Below are 23,432 nucleotides of genomic sequence, written 5' to 3'. Positions count from 1 at the left end.
AATCTCCCGAATGCGAGGTTTGTCGGGGCGACAAGTGCAAGATCGACGAGGCGGAGGGCGGGCGGCGGGGAGAGGGGGCCCCGGGGGGGGTGTCAGTCGACGGGCCAGGTGTGGACGGGCTCGTTGCCGCGTTGCAGTTCGGCGTACCGCTGGACCATGTGGTGCAGCGCGGCTTCCCGGTCCAGGCCCCGGGTCCGCTCGGCCGTCCACACCGTCTCGGTCTGCCAGACCGCACCGTTGCGGCCGGTACGGCAGCGGCCCTCGATCACACCGAGCAGGCGGTCCCGCTCGGCCGGGGCGACGCCGAACCGGTCGAGCCCCTGGGCGGCCACCGGCAGCAGCGTGTCGAGTACGAGCGTGGTGACCGGCACGTCGCCGAGCCGGGGCCAGTGCAGGACCGCCTCGATGCCGCGCCGGGCGGCGGCGTGGAAGTTCTCCTCCGCCGAGCTGAACGTCAACTGGCTCCAGATGGGACGGTCCGACTCGGCGAGGCCGCGGGCCAGCCCGAAGTAGAAGGCGGCGTTGGCGAGCATGTCCACCACTGTCGGGCCGGCGGGCAGCACCCGGTTCTCCACCCGCAGGTGCGGGCGGTCGTTCATGATGTCGTAGACCGGGCGGTTCCAGCGGTAGACGGTGCCGTTGTGCAGCCGCAGCTCGCCGAGCTGGGGCACACCACCGGCGTGCAGCACCTCGACCGGGTCCTCCTCCTCGCAGATGGGCAGCAGCGGCGGGAAGTAGCGGACGTTCTCCTCGAACAGGTCGAAGATCGAGGTGATCCAGCGTTCGCCGAACCACACCCGGGGGCGTACGCCCTGGGCCTTCAGCTCGTCGGGCCGGGTGTCGGTGGCCTGCTGGAACAGCGCGATCCGGGTCTCCGCCCAGAGTTGCCGGCCGTAGAGGAACGGCGAGTTGGCACCGACGGCGACCTGTACGCCGGCGATGGCCTGGGAGGCGTTCCAGTAGTCGGCGAAGCTGTCCGGCGCGACCTGGAGGTGGAACTGGAGGCTGGTGCAGGCGGCCTCCGGCGCGATCGAGTCGGTGTGCGTACGCAGCCGCTCGACGCCGTTGATGTCCAGCTCGATGTCCTCGCCCCGGGCACCGACGATCTGGTCGTTGAGGACGCGGTACCGCTCGTTCGTGGAGAGGTTGTCGGCGACCAGGTGGCGTTCGGTGAGCGTCGGCAGGATCCCGACCATCATGATCGTCGCGTCGGACTTGGCGGCCCGTTCGTCGGCGCGGCTGAGGCTGCTGCGCAGGTCCTGCTCGTAGTCGGCGAAGCCGCTGCCCTCGATCAGCCGGGGCGAGGCGTTCAGTTCGAGGTTGAACTGCCCCAGTTCGGTCTGGAACAGCGGGTCGGCGATGTCGGCCAGGATCTGGTCGTTGCGCATCGCGGGTTCGGCGGCGGCGTCGATCAGGTTCAGCTCGATCTCCAGCCCGGTCATCGGGCGGTCGGCGTCGAAGCCGAAGTCGTCGAGCATCAGCGCGAAGACGTCCAGACATCGCCGGACCTTCTGCCGGTAGCGGACCCGATCCTCGCGGGAGAAGGCGCCCTGCTCGACGTCTCTGCCCATGTGTCCTCCCGGCGCTGGTGCGACGGAACCGTACCGTTCCGCAACGCATTGTGAACCATTCACGTGGTGGGCGTAAGTGCGCCCACCCCGCCGCCCGGCTGACGGGGCGACAGGTCTGCACCTGTACCCCGTCACCGCCGTCACCAGCGCGTCGGGGCGGAGAACTTCACGTGACGATTCGCACCGCCGGGGCGTACGCGAGAAGGGCCCGCACCGTCGGCGGACGGTGCGGGCCCCACGAGCCGGTGCCGGGCTCAGCCCTGGCGGATGGCCTCGCCCTCGATCTCGATCTTGACCTTGCGGCCGACCAGGACGCCGCCGGTCTCCAGCGCCACGTTCCAGGTCAGACCGAAGTCCTCCCGGTCGATCTCGGTGGAGGCGGAGAAGCCGAAGATGTCCTGCCCGAACGGGCTGCGGCCGACGCCCTCGAACTCCACCTCGAGCTCGACCTGACGGGTCACGCCCTTGATGGTCAGCTCGCCGACGAGCACGAACTCGTTGCCGTCGCGGGACTTCACCTCGGTGCTGCGGAACTCCAGCGTCGGGAACTGCTCCGCGTCGAGGAACTCCGGGCTGCGCAGGTGCGCGTCGCGGTCGGACTGCGCGGTGTTGATGCTGGCCGCCTGGATGCTGGCGGTGACCGAGGACTGCATCGGGTCGTCGGCGACGGTGATGGTGGCGGTGGCGTCCGCGAACTCACCGCGTACCTTGCTGACCATCATGTGCCGCGCGACGAATCCGACACGCTTGTGCGCGGCGTCCAGCACGTAGGTGCCGGGGGTGGGGATGGTGAGACCCTCCCAGTCGCGGGTAGTCGCCTCGGTGCTGCTGGTCATGATGCTCTCCTCCGGAGAAGAATGTTTAGGAGCCCAACGACTGACTGAGCAACTATAGTTGAGACAATATTCCCCGTGTCAAGTGTTGCTAGGATGGTGGCGTGGACCAGAACGTGTTCGACGACCCCCGGATCACTGCCGTCGGCCTGCTCGTCGAGGCGCACGCCGGGCTCGCCGCCCGGTTCGCCGCCCAGTTCGAGGAGCACGGCCTCTCCCCGGTCGAGTTCGAGGTGCTGACCCGGCTCGCCCGCTCACCCAACAACCAGCTGCGGATGACCGACCTGGCCGCGCAGACCTCGCTCTCCACCAGCGGCGTGACCCGCGTGGTGGACCGGATGGAGCGGGACGGGCTGATCTGCCGGCGCGCCTGCCCGTCCGACCGGCGCAGCTCCTTCGCCGTGGTGACCACCGCTGGCCTGAGCCGCCTGGACGACGTCCTTCCCGGCCACCTGCGGATCATCGAGCAGTGGTTCACCAGCCAGCTCGACCCGGCGCAGCTCGACGGGCTGCTGGACGGGCTGCGCCGGGTACGCGACGCGGTCCATCCGGGCGCGACCGCCGGCAGCACCGAGCCGGCCGAGAACGCCGCCTGACGGTCCGCGACCTGCCTGGTACTACCGACCGGTCACCGGCAGAATGACCGGCAGAACCGCCCGAACGGCCGGACAAAACGGTCCACATATTCGCGAATCGCTCGTCTGACCTCGGTAGTCTTCCGGCAGCGGGGGGCACCGGGGGGTGCTGGCGCGAGCGTGGAGCGAGGGGCAGCACCAGGGGGCTACTTCGCTCGCGCCACCCCCGCGCCCTCCGCCTCCCCGTGTCCGGCCGACGCGATCCGCCGGCCACTGGTGCTCATCGCCCGCGCCGGGCCGACAGGGAGAACAGCAGCTCCTCCTCCTGCGGCAGCAGGCTGACGCCGGTGACCCGCCGCGCCGCATCCAGCCGGTCCAGTACACGCGGGTCCGCGGTGCTGACCGCCAGCCCCACGAGCGCCTCGACCAGATCCCGCCGGTCCGCGACACCCTCGGCCGCGTCGGCAGCCGCGGCGAACCACTCCGCCGCCAGCTCCCGGTCCCCCCGGTGCAGCGCCACGTGCCCCTCGATCAACCCGCGCAGCGCGTCCTCGGTGCGGGCGTCCCCACCCGCGCCGGGTGGGTCGAGCATCTCCACGGCCGGTGGCCGGCGCCGTCCCGGCACCGCGCCCGACGGCCACAACTCGGCGACCGTGGCCAGCGCCTCGTCGGTGCGCCCGGCATGGGCGAGCGCCAACCCGACCGCGCCGACGGTCCGGCGCCGCCGCCCCGGATCACCCAGCTCCGCCAGCGCGACGGCCACCCGGCGCCCCTGCTCGACCGCCTCGGCGAACCGGCCCTCCAGGCGGGTCAGTTCGGCCTGATCGGCCCGCGCCAGCACCCGCAGGCGCTGGTCACCGCACTGCGCCGCCAGCCGGTCCACAGCGGCCAGCCGCCGCCGGGCGCCGGCCAGCCGCCCTTCGCGTACGTCGTGCCAGGTCAGGTGCGCCTGGGCGACGGCCATCTCGCGTACCCGGTGGTGGCGGGTGGCCGAGGCCAGCGCGGACTCGGCCTGCTCGCGGGCCTCGTCGTGCGCGCCGAGCCCGAGCAGCAGCGCGCAGAGCACGGACCGGGCGGACAGTTCACCGGTCACGTCGCCCGCCTCGGCGAAGACGGCCAGGGCGGCTCGGGCCGCCGGCAGTTCCTCCGCGCCCGCGCCGTGCTCGGCGGCCAGCCGGGCCGCGCCCAGCATGGCCCAGGCCCGCAGCGTGGGACGGGCACCCGCGGTACGCGGATCGGCGAGCAACCGCCGCAGGCGGCGGCGGCCGGAGACGTCCCGCCCGCGCAGCCGCCACCACCGGGGCAGTGAGGCGGCGAGCAGGAGCGCGGTCTCCGGCGCGTGCTCGGCGGCGTACGCCAGCGCGGCGGTGATGTCGCTCGTCGCCTCGTCGAGCGCGTGCACCGCGCCGGGCATCTGTGCGCCCACCAGCCCCGGGGCGGTGCGGTGGACCAGACCGGCGATCACCGCGGCGTGCCGCATCCGGATCCGGGCGGTCTCGCCGTCGGCGTCGGCCTGCTCCGCGGCGAAGTCGCGGACCGCGTCGAGCAGGCGGAACCGGAACGGGCCGGTGCCCCGGACGCTGAGCAGGCCCAGCTCGCGCAGCCGGTCCAGCATCGGCGCGGCGTCCCACCGCCGGCCGCCGTCGGCGAGCAGTTCCTCGGCCAGCTCGACCGACCAGCGGTTACGGAACGCGGACAGCCGCCGCAGCGCCGCCCGGTCGGCCGTGGCGAGCAGGTGATAGCTGGTCGCCACCGCGTCGCGCAGCGTCACCGTGCCGGCGGACGGGTCGGCGGGTTCCCAGCCGGGGCGTACGCCGGTCAGGTCCAGGACGCGGTCGCCGTAGCGGTCGAGCAGCTCCGTGACGTCGAGGATGCGTCCCCGTGCCGCCATCAGCTCGATGGCGAGCGGCAGTCCGCCGAGCCGGCGCACGAGCGCTGCCAGCGCCGGCAGCTCGGCCGGGGTGGGCGGTTCCCGGCGGGCCTGGGCCAGCCGGGCGGCGAACAGCGCCGCCGCCGGCCAGCGGTCCAGGTCGGCCCGGTCGGCGGGCTCGACGCCGGCCGGTGGCACGTCGAGCGGCGCGACCGGCCGGACCAGCTCGCCGGGCAGGCCCGCCGGGCGGCGACCGGTCACCAGCACCCGCAGCGCCGGCACGGCGGCGGTCAGGACGCGGAGCGCCTCGGCCACCGCGTCCGGCGCCCGGTCGACGGCGTCGACGAGCAGCAGCGCCCGCCGGTCGCCGATCCGGCAGGACAGGTCGGCCAGCCGGTTCACGCCGAACATCGACGCCGACGCGGCGAGCACGTCCGTGGCGTCCGAGCCCTCGCCCACGAGCACCCCGGCCACGCCCGCCGGGTGGCGGGCCGCCACCGCGTGCGCGACAGTGACGGCAAGCGCCGTCTTGCCCACCCCCGCGAGCCCCACCAGGCTCACCACCGGGTACGCGTCGAGCAGTCCGGACACCTCCGCCACGTCCCGTTCGCGGCCGAGCAGCGGTACGGGCTGGGGCAGCGCCACCGGCGGATCGTCGGCGGCGGCACCGGCGGCGGGAAGGCGGGACGCCGGGGGCCGGGCGGTGTCGACGAACTCGCGCCGCTCGTCACCGCTCAGGCCGAGCGCGTCGGCCAGCAGGTCGACTGTGGTGCGCTGGGGCCGGGTGGCCCGCCCCCGTTCCAGATCGCGGACCGTGCGCACGCCCACGCCGGCCCGGCCCGCCAGCTCGGCCTGGGTCAGGCCGACGGCGAGCCGGTGCCCGCGCAGCAGGTCGGACAGACCGGTACGACCGCCCGGGCCCCGCGCACGGTCATGATCCGGAGTCATGGGCACGAAGATTACGGATGGACTCCGACGCTCCACAGCCCATCGTCAACCACCCGACCGTCCACTGCCGATATCCGACAGGACGCTGTTTCGGGCGTCCTCACATGCCGAGGTCGCGCGCGATGATCATGCGCTGGACCTCGCTGGTGCCCTCGCCGATCTCCAGGATCTTGGAGTCGCGCCAGAAGCGGGCCACCGGGTACTCGTTCATGAAGCCGTACCCGCCGTGGATCTGCGTCGCCTCGCGGGCGTTGTCCACGGCGACGGTGGAGGCGTGCAGCTTGGCGATGGCCGCCTGGCGCTTGAACGGCTCACCGGCGAGCATCCGGGCGGCCGCGTCGTAGTAGGCGAGCCGGGCCGTGTGCGCCTTCATCTCCATGTCCGCGATCTTGAACTGGATCGCCTGGTAGTTGCCGATCGGCTGACCGAACGCCTGGCGCTCCTTCGCGTACTTGATCGACTCGTCCACGCAGCCCTGGGCCAGGCCGACGGCGAGCGCCGCGATGGCGATGCGGCCCTCGTCCAGGATGCGCAGGAACTGCGCGAAGCCCCGGCCGCGCTCTCCGAGCAGGTTCGCCGCCGGCACCCGGCAGTCGCCGAACGTCAGTTCGTGCGTGTCCGACGCGGTCCAGCCGACCTTCGAGTAGCCGGGCGCGACGGTGAAGCCGGGCGTACCCGACGGCACGATGATCGTGGACAGCTCCTTGCCGCCGTCCGGCCGCGTACCGGTGACGGCGGTGACGGTGACCAGCGCGGTGATGTCGGTGCCGGAGTTGGTGATGAACGCCTTCGAGCCGTTGATCACCCACTCGTCGCCGTCCAGGACCGCCCGCGTGCGGGTGCCGCCCGCGTCCGAGCCGGTGCCCGGCTCGGTGAGCCCGAACCCGGCCAGCGCCTCACCGCTGAGCAGCTTCGGCAGCCACTGCGCCTTCTGCTCCTCGGTGCCGAAGCGGTAGATCGGCATCGCGCCGAGCGACACCGCCGCCTCCAGCGTGATCGCCACGCTGGAGTCGACCCGGGCCAGCTCCTCCAGCGCCAGGCAGAGCGCGAAGTAGTCGCCGCCCATGCCGCCGTGCTCCTCCGCGAAGGGCAGCCCGAACAGGCCCATCTTGCCCATCTGCCGGACGATCTCGTACGGGAAGGTGTGCTGCTCGTAGTGCTCGGCGATGGTGGGTGCGACCACCTCGCGGGCGAACTCCCGCACGCTGGAGCGCAGCGCCTCCTGTTCGTCGCTGAGCCGGAAGTCCATCTGATCCTCCTGGTGGGACGGCGGTACGGACGGGCCGGGCGCTCGTGACGCCGGGGCGTGGGTCGGTCGGCCGGGGTGGGCGTGGGCCGGTCAGACGGGGGTGACGCCGTGCCGGCGCCGGGAGAAGTGCCGCTCCTTGCCGCGCGCGGCGGCGAACCGGCGTACCAGCTCGGCGCGCAGCTCGTGCGGCTCGACGATCGCGTCCACCACCAGCTCGCTGGCGAGGCGGACCACGTCGATGTCGCGCTCGTACTCCTCGCGCTTCGCGGCCACGAACGCGGCCCGCTCGGTCTCGTCCTCGATGGCCGCGATCTTGTTGGCGTAGACCGCGTTGACGGCGGCCTCCGCGCCCATCACCGCGATCTTCGCGGTGGGCAGCGCGATCGTGGCGTCCGGCTCGAAGCCGGGACCGGCCATCGCGTACAGACCAGCGCCGTACGCCTTGCGGACCACCACACAGATCTTGGGTACGGTCGCCTCGGAGATCGCCGTGATCATCTTCGCGCCGTGCCGGATGATGCCCTGCTTCTCCACCGCGCTGCCGACCATGAACCCGGGCACGTCGCTGAGGAACAGCAGCGGCACGTTGAACGCGTCGCAGAGCTGCACGAACCGGGTCGCCTTGTCGGCCGAGTCGACGAAGAGCACGCCGCCCTTGAACATCGAGTTGTTGCCGACCACGCCGACGACCTCGCCGTTCAGCCGGCCGAACCCGATGGTCAGCTCCTTGGCCCAGAGCGCCTGGATCTCGAAGAAGCTGCCGGAGTCGAGCAGACCCTTGACGTACCGGCGCATGTCGAACGCCTGCCGCTCGCTGGCCGGGACCAGCGCGGCCAGGTCGGCCTTCTCCGGCGCGCCCACCGCCTCGGCGGACGGCGGGTCCTGCTGCCAGTTCGACGGCAGGTAGGACAGGTACGTCCGCACCACGTCGAGCGCGTCGTTCTCGGTCTTGCAGAGGAAGTGACCCACGCCGGACTCGGCGCAGTGCACCTTCGCGCCGCCCATCGCCTCCAGCGTGGTCTTCTCGCCGGTGACCATCTCGACCATCCGGTCGGAGCCGAGGTACATGCTGGCGTTGCCGTCCACCATGGCGACCACGTCGCAGAACGCCGGGATGTACGCCCCGCCCGCCGCGCTCGGCCCGAACAGCGCGCAGACCTGCGGGATCGAGCCCGAGGCCCGGACCTGGTTCCAGAAGATCTTGCCGGCGCCGCGCCGCCCCGGGAACAGGTCGACCTGGTCGGTGATCCGGGCACCGGCCGAGTCGACCAGGTAGACCATCGGGACGCCGGTCGCGTACGCCCGCTCGATGATCCGGATGATCTTCTCGACGGTACGCGCGCCCCAGCTGCCGGCCTTGACCGTGGAGTCGTTGGCCATCAGGCACACCTGGCGGCCGTCGATCGTCGCGGTGCCGGTGATGACGCCGTCGGCGGGCAGACCGTCGGCCATCGCGTTGGCGTAGAGCCCGTCCTCGACGAAGGAACCCTCGTCGACCAGGTACGCCACGCGCTCGCGGGCGAACAGCTTCCCCTTCGCGGCGTTGGCCGCGTGGTACTTGTCCGCTCCGCCGGCGCGGGCGCGCTTGCGTAGCTGCTCCAGAGCCTCACCGTCGAGCGTCACGCCGACTCCCGTTGCCACGGCCCCCGCACAGGGCGCCCACCGACCTGAACGATCGTTAGGCTACCCCACCCGCCCCGTCCCCGGCACCCCGCCACACCCCCGCACCCCGTCCACCCCCGCTCATTTCGGTGATCAAGGAGTTCGTGTCCTCGATCGGGCACCCGGAGGACACGAACTCCTTGATCAACGGGAGACAGGGCTGGTCAGGAGGGGAGGGGGGTGAGGCGGGTTCGAGGGCCGGCCCGCAGGACTCCGGACGGGAGCTTCTTGCCCACCAGGGATTCGGCCAGCTCGGCGGCCCCGATCAGTGCGTCCAGGTCGATGCCGGTGTCGATGCCCATGTCGTGCAGCATGTGCACCGCCTCCTCGGTGGCCAGGTTGCCGCTGGCACCCGGGGCGTACGGGCAGCCGCCGAGGCCGCCGACGCTGGCGTCGAACTCGGTGACGCCCAGTTCCATCGCGGTGAGCATGTTCGCCAGGGCGGTACCCCGGGTGTTGTGGAAGTGCAGCAGCACCGGCAGGTGGGCGTTGCGGTCCCGGACCGCCGTGACCAGTTCGCGGACGCGCCGGGGCGTACCCATGCCCGTGGTGTCGCCGAAGGCGACGCGGTCCGCGCCGTCGCGGGCGACGCGGTCGACGATCGCGGCGACCCGGCGGGGGTCCACGTCGCCCTCGTAGGGGCAGCCGAAGCTGGTCGCCACGATCACCTCGGCGGTGGCACCCGCGCCGTGCAGCAGGTCGATCAGCTCGGCGATGTCGTCGAGGGACTCGTCGGTGGAGCGGTTGACGTTGCGGCGGTTGTGCGTGTCGCTGGCCGAGACCACCACCTCGATCTCGGTGAAGCCCGCCGCCAGCGCCCGCTGCGCGCCCCGGGTGTTCGGCACCAGGGCCGAGTAGCGCACCCCGTCGGCCTTCTCCGCCCGCTGCCACACCTCGTCGGCGTCGGCCATCTGCGGGATCGCCTTCGGGTGGACGAAGGAGACGGCCTCGATACGGCGTACCCCGGTGTGGGACAGCGCGTCGAGCAGCCGCACCTTGGCGTCGGTGGGAATGGGCTCCTCGTTCTGGAGGCCGTCGCGGGGACCGACCTCACGGATGCTCACGGATTCCGGAAGTTGCGCCATCAGGTTCACCTCACTTGAGTCGAGCATGACACCGGGTGGCGTCAGCGCATCCGGGAGACGATGCCGGTGTCGTAGTCGCCGGAGAGGAACTCCTCGTTCTCCAGCAGCTCGGCGAAGAACGGCAGGTTGCACTTCGGGCCGACGATCTCGAACTGGGCCACAGCCGCCCGCGCCCGCTGGATCGCCTCCTCGCGGGTGTCCCCGGTGAGGATCAGCTTGGCCATCAGGCTGTCGTAGAACGGCGTGACGGTGTTGCCGGCGACGTAGCCGGAGTCGACGCGCACGCCGGTGCCGGACGGCTCGTTCCAGGTGGTGATCGCGCCCGGACCGGGCAGGAAGCGCTTCGGGTCCTCGGCGTTGATCCGCAGCTCGATGGCGTGCCCGCGCGGGGTGAGCGCGTCCGGGTCGAACGTCGGCGCCAGGCCGGCCGCCACCCGCAACTGCTCCTCGACCAGGTCGACGCCGTAGACGTACTCGGTGACCGGATGCTCGACCTGGAGCCGCGTGTTCATCTCCAGGAAGAAGAACTCCTGCGTGGAGGGATCGAGCAAACATTCCACAGTCCCGGCGTTGCGGTAGTTCACCGCCTCGCCGGCCCGTACCGCCGCGGCCAGGAACCGCTCGCGCAGCTCGGGCGAGACCGCCGGGGACGGCGACTCCTCGACCAGCTTCTGGTTGCGCCGCTGCACCGAGCACTCCCGCTCGCCGAGGGCCACCACCCGGCCGTCGGCCAGGCCGAGGATCTGCACCTCGACGTGGCGCACCCGGGGGAAGTACCGCTCGATCAGCACCGAACCGTCGCCGAACATCCGCTCGGCGAACGCGCGGACCTTGTCGTACTCGGTGCGCAGCGCCGCTTCGTCGGCGGCCACGCCCATGCCCATGCCGCCGCCGCCCGCCGCGGCCTTGACCATCACCGGGTAGCCGATCTCCGCGGCGGCCGCGACCGCCGCGTCCAGGTCGCTCGCCGGCTCGGTGGTGCCGGGCGCGACCGGCACGCCGGCCGCCGCCATCAGGTTCCGAGCGTTGATCTTGTCGCCCATCGCGGTGATCGCGTCGGCGCCGGGCCCGACCCAGATCAGGCCGGCCCCTTCGACGGTACGGGCGAAGTCCGCGTTCTCGGACAGGAAGCCGTAGCCGGGGTGGATCGCCTGCGCGCCGGTGCTACGGGCGGCGTCGAGGATCGCCTCCACGTTCCGGTAGCTCTGCGCCGGGTTCGCCGGGCCGACGCAGACCGCCTCGTCGGCCTCGGTCACGAACGGCAGCCCGCCGTCGGCCTCCGAGTGCACCGCGATCGTCCGGATCCCGAGCCGCCTGCCGGTACGGATGATCCGCCGCGCGATCTCCCCCCGATTCGCGACCAACAACGATTCGATCATCTTCTGCACGGACGTGACCCCTTCTCGACGCAAAGCCGGGGTCTCTTCTTAACACGCGTTAAGGTGAGCGCGGCGTGTCAGGTCGGGTCGGTGGGCGCGAGCAGGGCCGCGAGGGTCGCGCCGCGCAACAGCTCGGCCCGGCGCCGGCGGTCCACCTCGCCGCCGAGGAACGGGGTCGAGTTCATCAGGCCGAACGCCGCGTGGGCGAGCACCCGGGCCTCGCCGTCGGGCAGGCCGGGGTGGAGCGCGGTCAGCACGGTGACCCATTCCTCGACGTACATCCGCTGGAGCCGGCGGATCCGGCGGCGCGGCTCGTCCGGGAGGCGGTCCAGCTCGTGCAGGTGCAACGCGATCACCGCCGGATTGGCCAGCGCGAAGTCGACATGAAAGTCGATCAGCGACTCCAGCGCCGCCCGCGGGTCGCCCGGGTGACCGGCGGCGCGTTCCCGCCCGCCCGCGAGCAACCCCTCGCTCACCGGGATCAGCGCGGCGACGAGCATCGCCTCCTTGCCGGCGAAGTGGTGGTAGAGCGCGGGACCGGTGACCCCGGCCGCCGCGCCGATGTCGTCCATCGACACACCGTGGTAGCCGCGCGCCGCGAAGAGGCCGACCGCGATCTCCAGGATCTCGTCCCGCCGGGACCGGCGCCGGGCCGCACCCGCCGCCCCCCGTGCCTGCTGTTCCACCGCCACCGGACCAGCCTAGACCTCGCGTTCGAGCTGGGGCAGCCGCGGTTACCCAACGGTTGCCCCAGCCCGTCGCGTCAGTCCTCCTCGATGCCGTGGTCGGCGCGGACCTTCGCCGCCTCGGCCTCCCGGCCCTGCTCGTCGAGCGCGCGGGCCAGCAGCCAGGCGGCCTGCGTGGCCGGGCGGGAACCGGTGGGCAGCCCGCCGAGGACCGGGCGCAGCAACCCCTCGGCCTGCTCCGGCCGGCCGTCGCGCAGCAGCAGCTCGCCGGTCAGCACCTCGACCTGCGCCGCCTCGCCGAACGCCTCGATCGACCGCAGGCGCTCCGGCACGCCGTCCACCCGGTCCAGCGCGGCGGTGAGCCGGTCCTCGCCGATCAGCACCCGGGCCACCGCGTCGGCGGCCATCGCCCGCTCGTACGTGACCACCGGCGGCTCGTCGGCCCCGGCCGGGAGCGCGGCCAACGCCTCGTCCACCCGCTCGATCGCGGCCACCGCGGCCGGCAGGTCACCGGACCAGTGCAGGGCGAGCAGTTCCCGCCGCCGGGCCCGCAGCTCGTCCACCTGGTAGCCGGCGAGCCGCCAGGCGGTCGCCGCCGCCGCGAACCGCTGCGCGGCCAGAGCGTCCCGGTCGGCGTCGTAGAGCAGACCACCGGACTCCTCCAGCACCTGCGCCCGGTGGGGGAGATTGTCCGGCCCGTCCAGGTTCTCGGCCAGCGTGTCGAGCACCGCCAGCGCCAGATCCGTCTCGCCGAGACCCGCGTAGATGCCCGACAGCAGGTGCCGGCACCGGTCCGCCTCGGCCTGCGCGCCGGCCCGGTCGAGCCCGAGCACCGCCTCCTCGGCCACCTCGGCGGCCTCGGCCAGCCGGCCGGCCACCCGGTACGCCTCGGCCAGCTCCCAGCGCAGCAGCGCGTCGCCCTCCAGCCCCTGCTCGACGCAGAGGGTGACCGCCTCGGCCAGATCCTCCACCGCCTCGCCGGCCCGGTCGGCGGCCATCAGCGCCCGGCCCCGGGTCACCCGCAGCGGCAGGTGGGCGCCGGCCGGTGCGACGGACAGCGCCTCCTCACAGGCGGCCACCGCGTCGGCCGGGTCGTCGGTGGCGCGGGCGTACGCCAGGCAGGCGCCAGTGAGCATCTCGGCGTCGCCCAGCTCGCCCGCCAGCCGACGCGACCGCGCCGCCGCGTCCCGGAACTCCTCGGCCCGTTCCAACTGCTCCAGCACGTGCGTGCGGTGCAGCGCGACCCGTCCGGCCAGCCACGCATCGGCGTCCGCGTCCGCCTCGGCCCGGTCGAGCGCGTCGAGCGCCTCCGCCCACCGCTCACGGTGCACGTGGGCCAGGGCGAGGCGGTCCCAACCGGCGGCCCGGTCACGCGGCCCGCCGTGCCCGGTCAGGTAGTCGGCCGACTCCCGGGCCAGGGCCAGGCCCTCGTCCGCGCTCTCGTCGACCATGCTGAGCAGCACACCGAGCCGCCCGGCCACCACCTGGGCGCGCAGCGGATCCGGCACCTCCCGCCACGCGGCCAGCGCCTCCCGGTTGACCTCGATCGCCACCGGTACGCCGTCGTCGTCCTGGGACAGTTCACCGGCCCGCAGCTCCAGCCGCCACGCCCTGGTGGTCGCGGGCAGGTCGGCGTCGCCGAACCGCTCGTCGTACGCGCGCAACGCGGCGACCAGGCCGTCCCGGCGGTTGGTGCGCCAGCACTCCTCGGCCAGCGCGAGCAGCTCGTCGGCACCGGCGTCGGCCGGCACGGTGACCGGCTGCGCGGAGGCCACCGGAGCCTCCGAGCCGGTACGCGGCGCGGGCACCGCCGGGCGGCGCAGGCTCGCGGACAGCGGCAGGTGCTCACCGACCGGCCCGGCCGCCAGCTTGCGGGCGATCAACCCGGACTGGTGCGTGGTGCCGTTGCGCGCGTCGAAGCGCTCGGCCAGCGCGGTCGCCGTACCGGCCAGCTCGTCGGCGAGCACGCCCGCCGGCACGTCGGCGGCCGGCCGCTCGCCGGAGGCGCGGCGGTGCACCGTCAACTCGGCCGGCACCTGACGCAGCGCGGCCGAGGCGGCGGCCGCGAAGTGCATCGCGGCGGCCGGGGTGGGTGCCCGGTCCAGCCAGTCCAGATGCCGCTCGACCAGCTCCAGCGCGCGGGCCTCGTTGCCGGTCACGGTGCAGAACTCGACATGGTCGGCGATGTCCCACAGGTCGGCCAGGTTGCCGCGCACCCGCCGGTACGCCTCCCGGTGCGCGTCCCGCGCGGCGTCGCCCCGGCCGGTCTCCCGGTAGGGCGTGAGCAGCGCGGTGAGGATCCCCTGCGGCTGCTCGCTACAGGTCAGCCGCCCGGCGAGCACCGGCTCGGCCAGCGCCACCGCCTCCTCGTGCCGGCCGTGCCGCACCAGGTGCGCGACCTGCGTGGTCGGGTCGCAGCCGGCGCAGTCGGACAGCGCGTCGCGGGGCGTGGTCATCCACTTGCGGTACCACTGCTCCGCCGCCTCGTCGTCGCCCAGGTGCGCGGCCACCAGGTAGCGGTGCTTGTAGACCGCCTGGAGCGAGTGCCCGGAGTCACGGTAGCGCCGTTCCATGTCGTCGAGCACCGCGTACGTCCGGTCCAGCGGCAGCTCCGGGAACTTCACCATGGCGTTGACCATGTACTTGAAGAACCAGAGCAGCTGGTGCGTGTAGCGCTGGTGGTAGGGCTGCGGATCCTTGTCGTACTCGGCCAGGCACCAGGAGAACGTGACGAAGGACTTCGCCGGTTCGCCGCCGTAGACGTACGCGGTGGTGCCCGTGACCCGGGCGGCGAAGGCGAGGTGCCGGTCGTCGCCCGCGTCGGCGCGGCGCAGCAGCTGTTCCAGCGCGGCGATCTGCCCCGGGCCGTACGGCATGGATTCGATCTCGTGGTGCATCCGCCAGAGGTCGTCGTCAGTCACGGATCTCTCCCGGTACGGCCCGGCCGAGCAGGCCGAGGAAGGAACTGTTCAGCAGTGCGGCGTCGGCCGCCCGGATCGGGTGGTGCCCGAGCAGCAGCGCCTGCCCGTAGAGCGCCTCGACGGCCAGCCCGACCAGCTCCGGGTCGGCGAGCGTGGTGACCCGGCGGACCAGCGGGTTGCGGTGGTTGAGCACCAGTTGCGGGCGGTCCGGCGGGGCGGACGCGGCGAGCGCGTCGAGCACGCCGCCCCACAGCTCGTCGGCCTTGTCCCGGCTGGCGGCGAGCTGGTCGTGGAACGCGGCCGAGCGGGACACCAGGTAGAGCGCCGGCAGCGAGACCGGGTCGTACGCCCGGATCACGACCTCGCAGCCGAGCCGTTCCAGGGCCCGCTGCGCGGCGGTGAGGAACGGCCGCAGGGCCAGTTCGGTCGCCGGGTCGAGGATCTCGAACCGGGTGGTCAGGTCGCTCGGCTCCAGCCGCTCGATCAGCACCGACCGGTCCACAGTGGGCAGCCGCTCGATCAGCTCGGTGTCGTACGTGTAGCCGCCGTTGACGACGGCCAGGTCCTGCGCGGCGGCCACGGCGGCGAGCTGGCGGAACTCGTCCAGGCTGGCGGCGTACCGGAGCACGCCGTGCCGCTGCCGGAACTCGGCGAGCGTGAGCGTGCCGACGTTGGTGTCCATCGGCCACCACTGGTCGACCAGCCGCAGCATCTCGTCGTCGTGCATCGCGAGCGCCTTGACCCCGAGGTGGTGCACCTGGAGGAACTCGCCGAGCCGGCGCGGGTCGTGCTTGGCGAGCCGGACCAGCCAGCCCCGGATCTGGTCGCCGAGCGCCTCCCGGACGGAGGTGAGCAGCGCGTCCTCGTAGAGCGCCTCCCGGCTGGCGGTGGGACGCAGCTCGCTGGCGTCGACCACGCAGTGGGCGAAGAAGGCCCACTCCGGCAGCAACCCGTCGGCGTGCTCGCTGAGCAGCATCCGCTTGAGGTAGACCCGGTGCCCGGCCCGCGCGGCCGGGTTCACCGCGGCGGGCAGGATGAACGCGACGCCGGTCAGGCCGGCCTCGGGCACCGACAGCGGCACCACGTCGAACGGGACGAAACCGAGCAGCTCCTGCGCGTACCGCTGGAGCGCGGCCCGGTCGACCGGCGCACCGGGCGTGGTCGGCCACGGCGGCGGGCCGGAGGTGGTCGGCGTGTCACCGACCCGGACGTCGACCGGCAGCAGGCTGCCGTAGAGGCGGGCCAGCTCGGTGACAGTGGGCACGCCGAGCCACTGGTCGGCGTCGCGCCGGGGCACCAGCGTCACCGTGGTGCCGGGCTCGTCGCGGGCCTGTTCCGGGTCGGCGAGCCGCACCGCGTACCGCCCGTCGGACCAGCCCGTCCAGAGCACTGTGGACTCGTCGGCGTGCCGGGTGACCACCCGGATCTCGTCCGCGACCAGGAAGCAGGAGAGCAGGCCGATGCCGAACTGGCCGAGGAACTCGTGCCGGGAGAAGCCCAGCCCGTCGCGCTTGGAGCTGCGGCCGATGGTGGCGAGCAGCTCGTGCACCTGCGCCTCGGTCAGGCCGATGCCGGTGTCGTACACGCGCAGCGTCCCGTCACCGGTCAGCTCGGGCGGCTCGATGCGGACCCGCGCCGGGGCGTTCGGCTCGGCCGACCGGCGCGCGGTGATCGCGTCGACGGCGTTCTGGAGCAGCTCGCGCACGTACACCCGCGGACTGCCGTAGAGGTGATGACTGAGCAGGTCGACCACGCCACGGAGGTCCACCTGGAAGGTGCGGTCCAATCGCGCTCCCGGTTCGGATTTTCGGCGCTCACCGTACCGGTCGGCGCCGACAGTGTCCGTCCCGTCCAACCCCGGCGGCTTGACCCTCGACCGGGTGCAGGGCACACCGTCTCCCGGCATGACGACCACCGCCGTCCTGGGCCGCGACTACCGGCTGCTCTGGTCCGCCGCCGTCTGCTCGCAGGTGGGGGACTCCCTGCGTACGCCGGCTCTGGCCCTGCTGGCCGCCACGCTCACCCGCGACCCTCGCGCGGTCGCCGCGGTGACGGTGGCCGGGCTCCTTCCGCCGCTGCTGTTCGGCCTGCACAGTGGCGTGTACGCGGACCGGTGGGACCGGCGGCGGACGATGGCGGTGGTGGACGGGGCGCGGGCCGTGGTGGTGGCGGCGCTGGCGTGGTCCGTGGCGACCGGACACGCCGGGATCGCCACGCTGGTCGTCGCCGCGTCGCTGCTCGCCCTGCTGGGCACGCTCTTCGACGCGTCCGCGTACGCGCTGCTGCCCACTGTGGTGCCACCCGAGGGAATGGCCGCCGCCAACGCCCGCCTCCAGGCCGGAACCGCTGTGGCGGGCGGTTTCGTCGGCGCACCGCTCGCCGGTGTCCTCTTCGCCGTATCCCCCGCGATCCCGTTCACCGCCGACGCCCTGACCTTCGCCCTCGCCGCCGCCCTCATCCTCGCCCTCCCCACCCCGACTCCCCGCCGATCTTGCACTTTCCGCCCGGTCAGGGCCGTACAAAGAGGACAGGCAAGGGGCCACAACCGCAAGATCAGCGAAAGCGGGGGCGGGGTGGGGGAAGGGGTTCGGGTTCTTCTCGGGGATCGGGTTCTCCGAGGGCTGACCGTGGGGACCGCCGGGTCGAATCTGGCCATCGGAGGGCTGGCCTCGGTGCTCGTGCTCTACGTGTTGGGCGTGCTGCGGGTGCCGGAGGCGGCGTACGGGCTGTTCGCCGCCGGTGCGATCGCGGGCGGGCTGGGCGGCGCGCTGCTCGCCGGACGGCTGGCCGCCCGCTTCGGCACGCTGCCCACGCTGCGCGTCGTGTTGCTCGGGCAGACGCTGGCACTGGCCGGATTCGCGCTGGCCCGGCACCCGCTGACCGGCGGGCTCGCGATGGCCGGGTTCACCGCCGGCACCACGATCTGGAACAGTCTGCGAGCCGCGTACGGGCAGCGGCACGTACCCCCGGATCTGCTCGGCCGGGTGGGTGCGGCACAGCGGGTGGCCGGGCTGGCCGCCGCACCGGTCGGGGCGGTGCTGGCCGGTCTCGCCGCCCAGGCGTTCGGCCTGACGCCTGTCCCCTGGGCCGCCGCCGCGGTCTTCGCCCTGGTCACGGCCGCCGTCTGGGCGACCTTCCGAGCGCCCAGCGGCCCGCCCGCCGCGCCACCGCACTGACCACCTGCCGGGCCGCGCGGGTCGGTCCACCGTCGGCCGAGCAGGTCACCTGCCGGGCGACGCGTGTCAGCAGCCAGGCCGCTCGGGTCACCCCCATGCCGCGCGGTCAACTGCCGGGCCGGGCGGGCTCGAAGCCGGCCAGGCGGACGGCGATGCGGTGGCGAACCGGCGGCAGCGCGGAGACCGCCCGGAGCAGCAGATTCCGCAGCGATCGCACGGCCGGTGGGGCGGCGGCGAGACGGGTCAGCCCGGCGGCGAAACCGAGCACCTCCTCGGCGAGGGGACGGCGGTCGGCGGCGTACCCGTCGAGGGCCTGCGGCCCGGCGGCGAGCGCGTCGCCGAGGGCGACCGCGTCCCGCAGGCCGAGGTTCATCCCCTGCCCACCGGCTGGGCTGTGCACGTGCGCCGCGTCCCCGGCGAGCAGCACCGGGCCGGAACGGTACGTGCTCGCGATCCGGTGGTGGATCCGGAACCGGGACGACCACGCCATGCCGGTGACCCGGTCCGGCCGGCGCGCCGGGCCGCGCTCGTCGAGCAGCGCCTGGAAGTGGTGCGCCTGCGGCTCGCGCGGCGCGTCGTCCACCGTGGCGACCAGCCGGACCGTGCCGTCGGGCAGCGGCGCCCAGACCAGTGGACCCTGCCGGGACAGGAAGAGGCTCACCTGGTCGCGCGGGAGCGTGCTGTCCACGTGGACGTCGGCGAGCAGGAACGACTCCCCGGGGTCGGCCGGGCCGCCGAAGCCGATGCCGGCGAGCTCGCGGACCCGGCTGTGCATCCCGTCCGCACCGACGACCCAGCGCGCCCGGACCGCGCGGCCGCCGTCGAAGCGCGCGACGGCGCCGTCGCCGTCGAGGTCCAGCCCGGTCATCTCGTACGGCCGCAGCACGCGCCCGCCGAGTGCGGTGAGCCGGTCGGTGAGCACCGCCTCGGTCTCAGCCTGCGAGATCAGCAGCGCGTACGGGTAGCGCGACGGCAACCGGTCGAAGGGGACGGTGAGCAGCACCCGGTCCCGGTCGCGGACGCTGAACCGGGCCGAGCGCAGCCCTCGGGCGGCCAGTGGCGCGGCGATCCCGATCCGGTCCAGCACTTCGAGGGTGCCGGCGTGCACGACTGCGGCGCGCGAGGTGACCGGCGGCTCGGCGAGCCGGTCGACGACTGTCGCGGTCACGCCGTGCCGGGCCAGCGTCACCGCCACGGCCAGGCCGGTCGGCCCGGCTCCCACCACGAGGACGTCAGTGCGTTCGGGCAGCATCGTTCCACCTCCGGGCTCGGGTCAACACCTGTTTGCCAACGCTTGTTGACTTCACTGTAGAGCCGATGTCAACACGTGTTGGCCTACAGTCGTGGACGTGACCGAACCCGCCACCCGCGCCCGCCGCTCGGACGCCACCCGGGCGGCCATCCTGCGCGCCGCCCGGGAACGCTTCGCCACCGACGGCTACGACCGGGCCACCATCCGGGCCATCGCCGCCGACGCCCGCATCGACCCCTCGATGGTGATGCGCTACTACGGCAGCAAGGAGGGACTCTTCGCCGCGGCGGCCGAGTTCGACCTGCGCCTGCCCGACCTGGCCGAGGTGCCGCCGGACCGGCTCGGCGAGACACTGACCCGGCACTTCGTGCGCCGCTGGGAGGCGGACGGGACACTCGTCGCCCTGCTCCGGGCCGCCGCCACCAACCCCGGCGCGGCCGAACGCATGCGCGGCGTCTTCGCCGACCAGCTCGCCACCGCGGTGGCCCGTTCCGTTGCCGGCCCGGCGACCGCCGCCCGCCGGGCCGGCCTGGTGGCCAGCCAGATCCTCGGTCTCGCGTTCACCCGGTACGTCGTCCGGCTGCCACCCGTGGTGGACCTCGACCCGGAGGAACTGGCCGCCTGGGTCGGCCCGACGATTCAGCGCTACCTGACCCAACCTTTGCCCCCGTCCCGCGCGTCTGGCGGGTGACGGAGGGAGGAGCCGGATGGGGCGGAACGCGGACGACGGGCGGGCGGACTACCTCGCCTTCGTCGAGTCGCACCAGCACCGGCTGCTGCGCGCCGCGTACCTGATCTGCGGGAACCGCCACCAGGCCGAGGACCTGCTCCAGGACGCGCTGCTCAAGCTGGCGCTGCGCTGGTCGTCGGTGCGCGACGGCGACCCGGCCGCATACGTGCGCGCCATCCTCTACCGCGACGCCGTCTCCTGGTGGCGGCGCCGACGACGGGAGTGGCTCAGCGCGTACCCCCCGGACCGGCCGGGCGCCGACGCGGACGCCGCGCTGCGGCTCACCGTGCGCGCGGCGCTGGACCGGCTGCCGCCACGCCAGCGGGCCGTCGTGGTGCTGCGCTACTTCGAGGACCTGACCGAGGTCGCCACCGCCGAGGCGCTGGGCGTCACAGTGGGCACTGTCAAGAATCGTTAGAAGCTAGGGTCGATGTTGCCGACATGAACGTCGATTTAGGGGGACGGTTCTGATGGTACGGCGTAAGGCCCGGTCGGGGAATCGGGGCCGGTTCGACAGCAAGGACGCGCTGCTGGCCGGTGGCGTAGAGGTGCGGGCGTTGCGGTATCAGCGTGCAAGTCAGGACAAGAAGGAGCAGGGCAAGAGCGTCCACGACCAGGGCGTGCTCAACCTGGCGGAGATCACGAAGCGGTCCTGGACGGACGTGGGGTCGTTCACCGACAACCACCGCTCGGCCAGCCGCCGCGCCACCAAGGAGCGCGAGCAGTTCGAGTTGCTGATCGAGCAGATACGCGCGGGCAAGGGCGACGTGCTGGTGGTCTGGGAGATCTCCCGCAAGGAACGCGACCTCGCGGTGTTCGTGAAGATCCGGGACATGTGCCACGAGGTCGGCCTCTACTTCTGGCTCGTCGGTGGAGTCTTGTATGACCTGCGGGACAAGAACGACCGGATGATGCTCGGTTTCCAGGCGGTGCAGGCGGAGTGGATGGCCGACTCGATCCGCGACAACGTGCTGCGCGGCATCGTCGGCGCCGCGGAAGCGGGCCGCCCGCACGGGAAGATTACCTACGGGTACCGGCGGATCTACGACCAGCGCACGAAGGCGTTGCTGCGGCAGGAGCCGGACAGCGAGATCCGCACGGCTGTCGCCGCGGACGGGACCATCACGGAGTACTCGCATGCGCAGGTGGTGCGGGATAACTTCCGCAAGGTCTCCGAGGGCATGCCCCTCACGGTCCGGGAGGCCGAACTCAACCGTCTCGGCATTCCTGCCTCGCAGGGTGGGATCTGGCGGCGGGGGATCTTGCGCAAGCAGTTGATGAACCCGGCCTACATCGGTAAGCGCGTCCTACGCGGGGAGATCGTCGGCGACGGGATTTGGCCGGCTCTGGTCGAGGAGGAGACGTACTGGTCGGTGGTGCGGATGCTGGGCGACCCGTCGCGGACGACGACCCGTCCCGCTCGTGCGGTGCATCTGCTGTCGTACTTGGTGCGCTGCGGGGTGTGTGACGGGCCGTTGTCGTCGCAGCGGCTCAACCGGCACAGCTGGACCGGCCAGGTGTACTCGTGCCTGCACCGGCGGTGCACGGCGGTGAAGGCCGAGTTCTTGGACGAGTACGTGCAGCGCACGGTGGTGGCGTGGCTGTCCCGCTCCGACGTGCACGACATCCTCACCGCCGCCAGCGCCACCGACGAGGAGGTCGCGCACGCCCGCGCCGAAGCCCAACGACTGCGCGGCGAGCTGGAGGACTGGCGCAAGCTGGGCGAGGAGGGCGAGGTCACCGCGATCGCCTACGCCCGCGCCGAGAAAGGCCTGCTCGCGCAGATCGCCGAGCACGAGCAACGCGCCGCCGATGCCGGGATTCCCGCCGTGCTCCGCGGACGCATCGGCGACCAGGCCGTGACGGCGTGGCAGGACCTCGGTGACGACATCCCGGTCAAGCGGGAGATCATCCGCCTCGTCGCCGACATCAAACTCCTGCGCGCCGGGTTCAAGGGCGAACGCCGCACCTTCGGCCGCCACCGCCTCGACTGGCGGTGGAAGTTCGGCCCGCAGGACCAGCAGGCCGGCTAAGTCGCGCGGGACGGCTGAGGCAAGTCGCAGGGGCGACTTGACCTTTTGAACGGGGTGAGTGTCGGTCGTGTCCGTCGCCCGCCCGCAGCGCATCGTGCCTGGCGTGGGACAGGCCGTCCGCTGGAAAGCGGCGGCTCGCGCGAAAGGGTGCTCAGGATTGGCTGTGGACCTCTTCGGCGCGCTCGAGTTTCGCGTTGGCCCGGCGTTCCTCCGTCAGGCCGGCGGCTAGGAAAATTGAACCAGTCACCATTATTGCCAGGAATAGCATGAGAATTCCCCACAGCCGGTGAACGGGCATCGTGAGGAGTGAAATAGCCGCAGCGACTATGAGGAGCAGCAACCCCGATCGACTCTTGCTATTAGCCATGTCGGTGATCATATCACTACGGGCATTGACGGGCCTCGGGGCCGGCGGATGCCGTCGGCCCCGAGGCTCTGTCCATCGACTGTCAGAGGTACGTCGCGCTGGTGGACTTCCTCAGCTTGCTGCCACCGTTGGCGTAGCTGATGCTGAAGAATCCCCACCCCGCGCTGGCGGTAAATCCGCCCGAGCCGTCCTGGTTGTGCTCGTATTGGAACTGGGCTCCGAGCTTGGTCGAACCGCAACCACTGGCGCCCGTCTTGTTGTAGGTCGCCTTGAAGTAGCCGTTGTCCGTCAGCAGCTTGAATCCGCTGGTTCGGTCGCGGATGCCGAAGATGGGGCTTCCGTTGACGCCGCCGTCGTCGACGTAGGTCTGGCCCGTGTAGTCGGCGCCGGTGTAGTCGGCCGCCTTCCTGACCAGGGCACCGGTTCGGAAGCAGCCGCTGCCGAGGTTGGACTGGATGGTCGCGACATCGTCCGGGTCGCTGCCGTTGACGTAGTTGTCGCGGAAGTTCCAGGACCCTGTGACGACGCGGTTCAGGTACAGGTCGTAGTTGAGGGTGATGGCCACGGTGAAGGCATCGGTCGGGACAGCGAAGGTGCGAGCACCCGGGGTGGCCTTGGCTTCCGCCGACTTCCTCGCGGCGAGTTCAGCTTCCGCCTCAGATGCGGTCAGGTCACGGTCGATACCGTTGATGCGGACCTTCATCGGCGGAAGGCCGTACTTCGTCAGCAACCGGTCGATGCCGGTGTAGTCGTTCGGATGCTGGTCGCTGAAGGTGTCGATTTCGGCCTGCGCTGCCACTCGCCAGTCCTTGGCGAGTGCCGCAGTGTGCCCGGTCAGCGATACTGCGATCGCGCTGAGCACGGCAACCACGGTCCGTGCTCCGATAGTACGGTACTTCACTCCCGGTCTCCCTACTTGGAATGAGTAATGGGACGCCAGGGGATTTGCTCAAGTGTCGGAATTCGGCACGCCGCAGCTGCTTAGCGCAAGTGCGCCTGAACTGTGATGGCCTGCTTCCATGCGCGAATGCCCCCGTAGGAAAGATCTCAACCCATCTACAAAGTGATGTCAACCGCTAACGCTTTGTAATCGTC

General features: G+C 72.4%; 18 protein-coding genes. 5 read left to right on the top strand and 13 right to left on the bottom strand.

Going from position 1 to position 23,432, the window contains the following annotated elements; all coding sequences use genetic code 11:
- Positions 1-92: 92 nt before the first annotated feature.
- On the bottom strand, positions 93-1,571 hold the full coding sequence (locus V6U82_RS13125; RefSeq protein ID WP_128138736.1) for a glutamate--cysteine ligase: 1,479 nt from the start codon (positions 1,569-1,571) through the stop codon (positions 93-95).
- A gap of 254 nt (positions 1,572-1,825) precedes the next feature.
- Positions 1,826-2,407, bottom strand: a complete 582-nt coding sequence (locus tag V6U82_RS13120; protein WP_334461066.1) for a YceI family protein — start codon at positions 2,405-2,407, stop codon at positions 1,826-1,828.
- Positions 2,408-2,508: 101 nt separating this feature from the next.
- On the opposite strand from V6U82_RS13120, the gene V6U82_RS13115 reads away from it, so the two are divergent.
- The gene (locus tag V6U82_RS13115; protein WP_128138734.1) at positions 2,509-3,000 is read left to right on the top strand and encodes a MarR family winged helix-turn-helix transcriptional regulator; all 492 of its coding nucleotides are present in this window, start codon (positions 2,509-2,511) and stop codon (positions 2,998-3,000) included.
- Between the two features lie 259 nt (positions 3,001-3,259).
- Here V6U82_RS13115 and V6U82_RS13110 read toward each other — a convergent pair whose 3' ends face one another.
- The 8 genes from V6U82_RS13110 to V6U82_RS13075 form a co-directional block, all read right to left on the bottom strand.
- Complete coding sequence (locus tag V6U82_RS13110; RefSeq protein ID WP_334461065.1) at positions 3,260-5,797, bottom strand: ATP-binding protein; 2,538 nt, start codon at positions 5,795-5,797, stop codon at positions 3,260-3,262.
- Between the two features lie 100 nt (positions 5,798-5,897).
- Entirely contained in the window at positions 5,898-7,046 is a 1,149-nt protein-coding gene (locus V6U82_RS13105; RefSeq protein ID WP_334461063.1) for an acyl-CoA dehydrogenase family protein, read from the bottom strand.
- A gap of 90 nt (positions 7,047-7,136) precedes the next feature.
- Positions 7,137-8,669: an acyl-CoA carboxylase subunit beta gene (locus V6U82_RS13100; protein WP_334461061.1), complete on the bottom strand. Its 1,533-nt coding sequence runs from the start codon at positions 8,667-8,669 to the stop codon at positions 7,137-7,139.
- 203 nt (positions 8,670-8,872) lie between these two features.
- The gene (locus tag V6U82_RS13095; protein ID WP_334461060.1) at positions 8,873-9,793 is read right to left on the bottom strand and encodes a hydroxymethylglutaryl-CoA lyase; all 921 of its coding nucleotides are present in this window, start codon (positions 9,791-9,793) and stop codon (positions 8,873-8,875) included.
- A 41-nt stretch (positions 9,794-9,834) separates the two neighbouring features.
- Complete coding sequence (locus V6U82_RS13090; protein WP_334461083.1) at positions 9,835-11,172, bottom strand: acetyl-CoA carboxylase biotin carboxylase subunit; 1,338 nt, start codon at positions 11,170-11,172, stop codon at positions 9,835-9,837.
- Positions 11,173-11,249: 77 nt separating this feature from the next.
- On the bottom strand, positions 11,250-11,864 hold the full coding sequence (locus V6U82_RS13085) for a TetR/AcrR family transcriptional regulator (protein ID WP_120572441.1): 615 nt from the start codon (positions 11,862-11,864) through the stop codon (positions 11,250-11,252).
- Between the two features lie 71 nt (positions 11,865-11,935).
- Positions 11,936-14,779 (bottom strand): hypothetical protein, encoded by a 2,844-nt coding sequence (locus V6U82_RS13080; RefSeq protein ID WP_334461059.1) that lies wholly within the window; start codon positions 14,777-14,779, stop codon positions 11,936-11,938.
- Entirely contained in the window at positions 14,772-16,565 is a 1,794-nt protein-coding gene (locus tag V6U82_RS13075) for an HSP90 family protein (protein ID WP_334461058.1), read from the bottom strand. The genes V6U82_RS13080 and V6U82_RS13075 overlap by 8 nt, the downstream gene beginning before the upstream one ends.
- A gap of 118 nt (positions 16,566-16,683) precedes the next feature.
- On the opposite strand from V6U82_RS13075, the gene V6U82_RS13070 reads away from it, so the two are divergent.
- The gene (locus V6U82_RS13070; protein WP_334461057.1) at positions 16,684-17,955 is read left to right on the top strand and encodes an MFS transporter; all 1,272 of its coding nucleotides are present in this window, start codon (positions 16,684-16,686) and stop codon (positions 17,953-17,955) included.
- 106 nt (positions 17,956-18,061) lie between these two features.
- Here V6U82_RS13070 and V6U82_RS13065 read toward each other — a convergent pair whose 3' ends face one another.
- A complete protein-coding gene (locus V6U82_RS13065) occupies positions 18,062-19,207 on the bottom strand; it encodes an FAD-dependent monooxygenase (RefSeq protein WP_334461055.1) in 1,146 nt (381 codons plus the stop codon).
- Between the two features lie 91 nt (positions 19,208-19,298).
- Here V6U82_RS13065 and V6U82_RS13060 point away from each other — a divergent pair, with 91 nt between their 5' ends.
- Genes V6U82_RS13060 through V6U82_RS13050 form a run of 3 tightly spaced genes read left to right on the top strand, consistent with a single transcriptional unit; the run spans position 19,299 to position 21,970 of the window.
- Positions 19,299-19,898, top strand: a complete 600-nt coding sequence (locus V6U82_RS13060; RefSeq protein ID WP_334461054.1) for a TetR/AcrR family transcriptional regulator — start codon at positions 19,299-19,301, stop codon at positions 19,896-19,898.
- 16 nt (positions 19,899-19,914) lie between these two features.
- On the top strand, positions 19,915-20,355 hold the full coding sequence (locus V6U82_RS13055; RefSeq protein ID WP_334461053.1) for a SigE family RNA polymerase sigma factor: 441 nt from the start codon (positions 19,915-19,917) through the stop codon (positions 20,353-20,355).
- A gap of 52 nt (positions 20,356-20,407) precedes the next feature.
- On the top strand, positions 20,408-21,970 hold the full coding sequence (locus V6U82_RS13050) for a recombinase family protein (RefSeq protein WP_334461052.1): 1,563 nt from the start codon (positions 20,408-20,410) through the stop codon (positions 21,968-21,970).
- Positions 21,971-22,121: 151 nt separating this feature from the next.
- On the opposite strand, the gene V6U82_RS13045 is transcribed toward V6U82_RS13050, so the two are convergent.
- Together V6U82_RS13045 and V6U82_RS13040 are read right to left on the bottom strand one after the other, a co-directional pair.
- On the bottom strand, positions 22,122-22,337 hold the full coding sequence (locus tag V6U82_RS13045; protein WP_147252735.1) for a hypothetical protein: 216 nt from the start codon (positions 22,335-22,337) through the stop codon (positions 22,122-22,124).
- Between the two features lie 82 nt (positions 22,338-22,419).
- Positions 22,420-23,199 carry a hypothetical protein gene (locus tag V6U82_RS13040; RefSeq protein ID WP_128136648.1) on the bottom strand — a complete coding sequence of 260 codons (780 nt, stop codon included), beginning with the start codon at positions 23,197-23,199 and terminating at the stop codon, positions 22,420-22,422.
- Positions 23,200-23,432: the final 233 nt, after the last annotated feature.

This window comes from Micromonospora sp. CPCC 205554, assembly GCF_036902745.1.
Classification (GTDB): Bacteria; Actinomycetota; Actinomycetes; order Mycobacteriales; family Micromonosporaceae; genus Micromonospora; species Micromonospora tulbaghiae.
The sequence above is the reverse complement of the archived record's forward strand: the minus strand, read 5'-3'. Positions and strand labels throughout refer to the sequence as shown.

Coding starts and splice junctions, on each gene's coding strand:
- V6U82_RS13125 (WP_128138736.1), bottom strand. CDS start 1,571: ATGGGCAGAGACGTCGAGCAGGGCGCCTTCTCCCGCGAGGATCGGGTC.
- V6U82_RS13120 (WP_334461066.1), bottom strand. CDS start 2,407: ATGACCAGCAGCACCGAGGCGACTACCCGCGACTGGGAGGGTCTCACC.
- V6U82_RS13070 (WP_334461057.1), top strand. CDS start 16,684: ATGACGACCACCGCCGTCCTGGGCCGCGACTACCGGCTGCTCTGGTCC.
- V6U82_RS13090 (WP_334461083.1), bottom strand. CDS start 11,172: ATGATCGAATCGTTGTTGGTCGCGAATCGGGGGGAGATCGCGCGGCGG.
- V6U82_RS13110 (WP_334461065.1), bottom strand. CDS start 5,797: ATGACTCCGGATCATGACCGTGCGCGGGGCCCGGGCGGTCGTACCGGT.
- V6U82_RS13050 (WP_334461052.1), top strand. CDS start 20,408: ATGGTACGGCGTAAGGCCCGGTCGGGGAATCGGGGCCGGTTCGACAGC.
- V6U82_RS13105 (WP_334461063.1), bottom strand. CDS start 7,046: ATGGACTTCCGGCTCAGCGACGAACAGGAGGCGCTGCGCTCCAGCGTG.
- V6U82_RS13095 (WP_334461060.1), bottom strand. CDS start 9,793: ATGGCGCAACTTCCGGAATCCGTGAGCATCCGTGAGGTCGGTCCCCGC.
- V6U82_RS13045 (WP_147252735.1), bottom strand. CDS start 22,337: ATGGCTAATAGCAAGAGTCGATCGGGGTTGCTGCTCCTCATAGTCGCT.
- V6U82_RS13065 (WP_334461055.1), bottom strand. CDS start 19,207: ATGCTGCCCGAACGCACTGACGTCCTCGTGGTGGGAGCCGGGCCGACC.
- V6U82_RS13055 (WP_334461053.1), top strand. CDS start 19,915: ATGGGGCGGAACGCGGACGACGGGCGGGCGGACTACCTCGCCTTCGTC.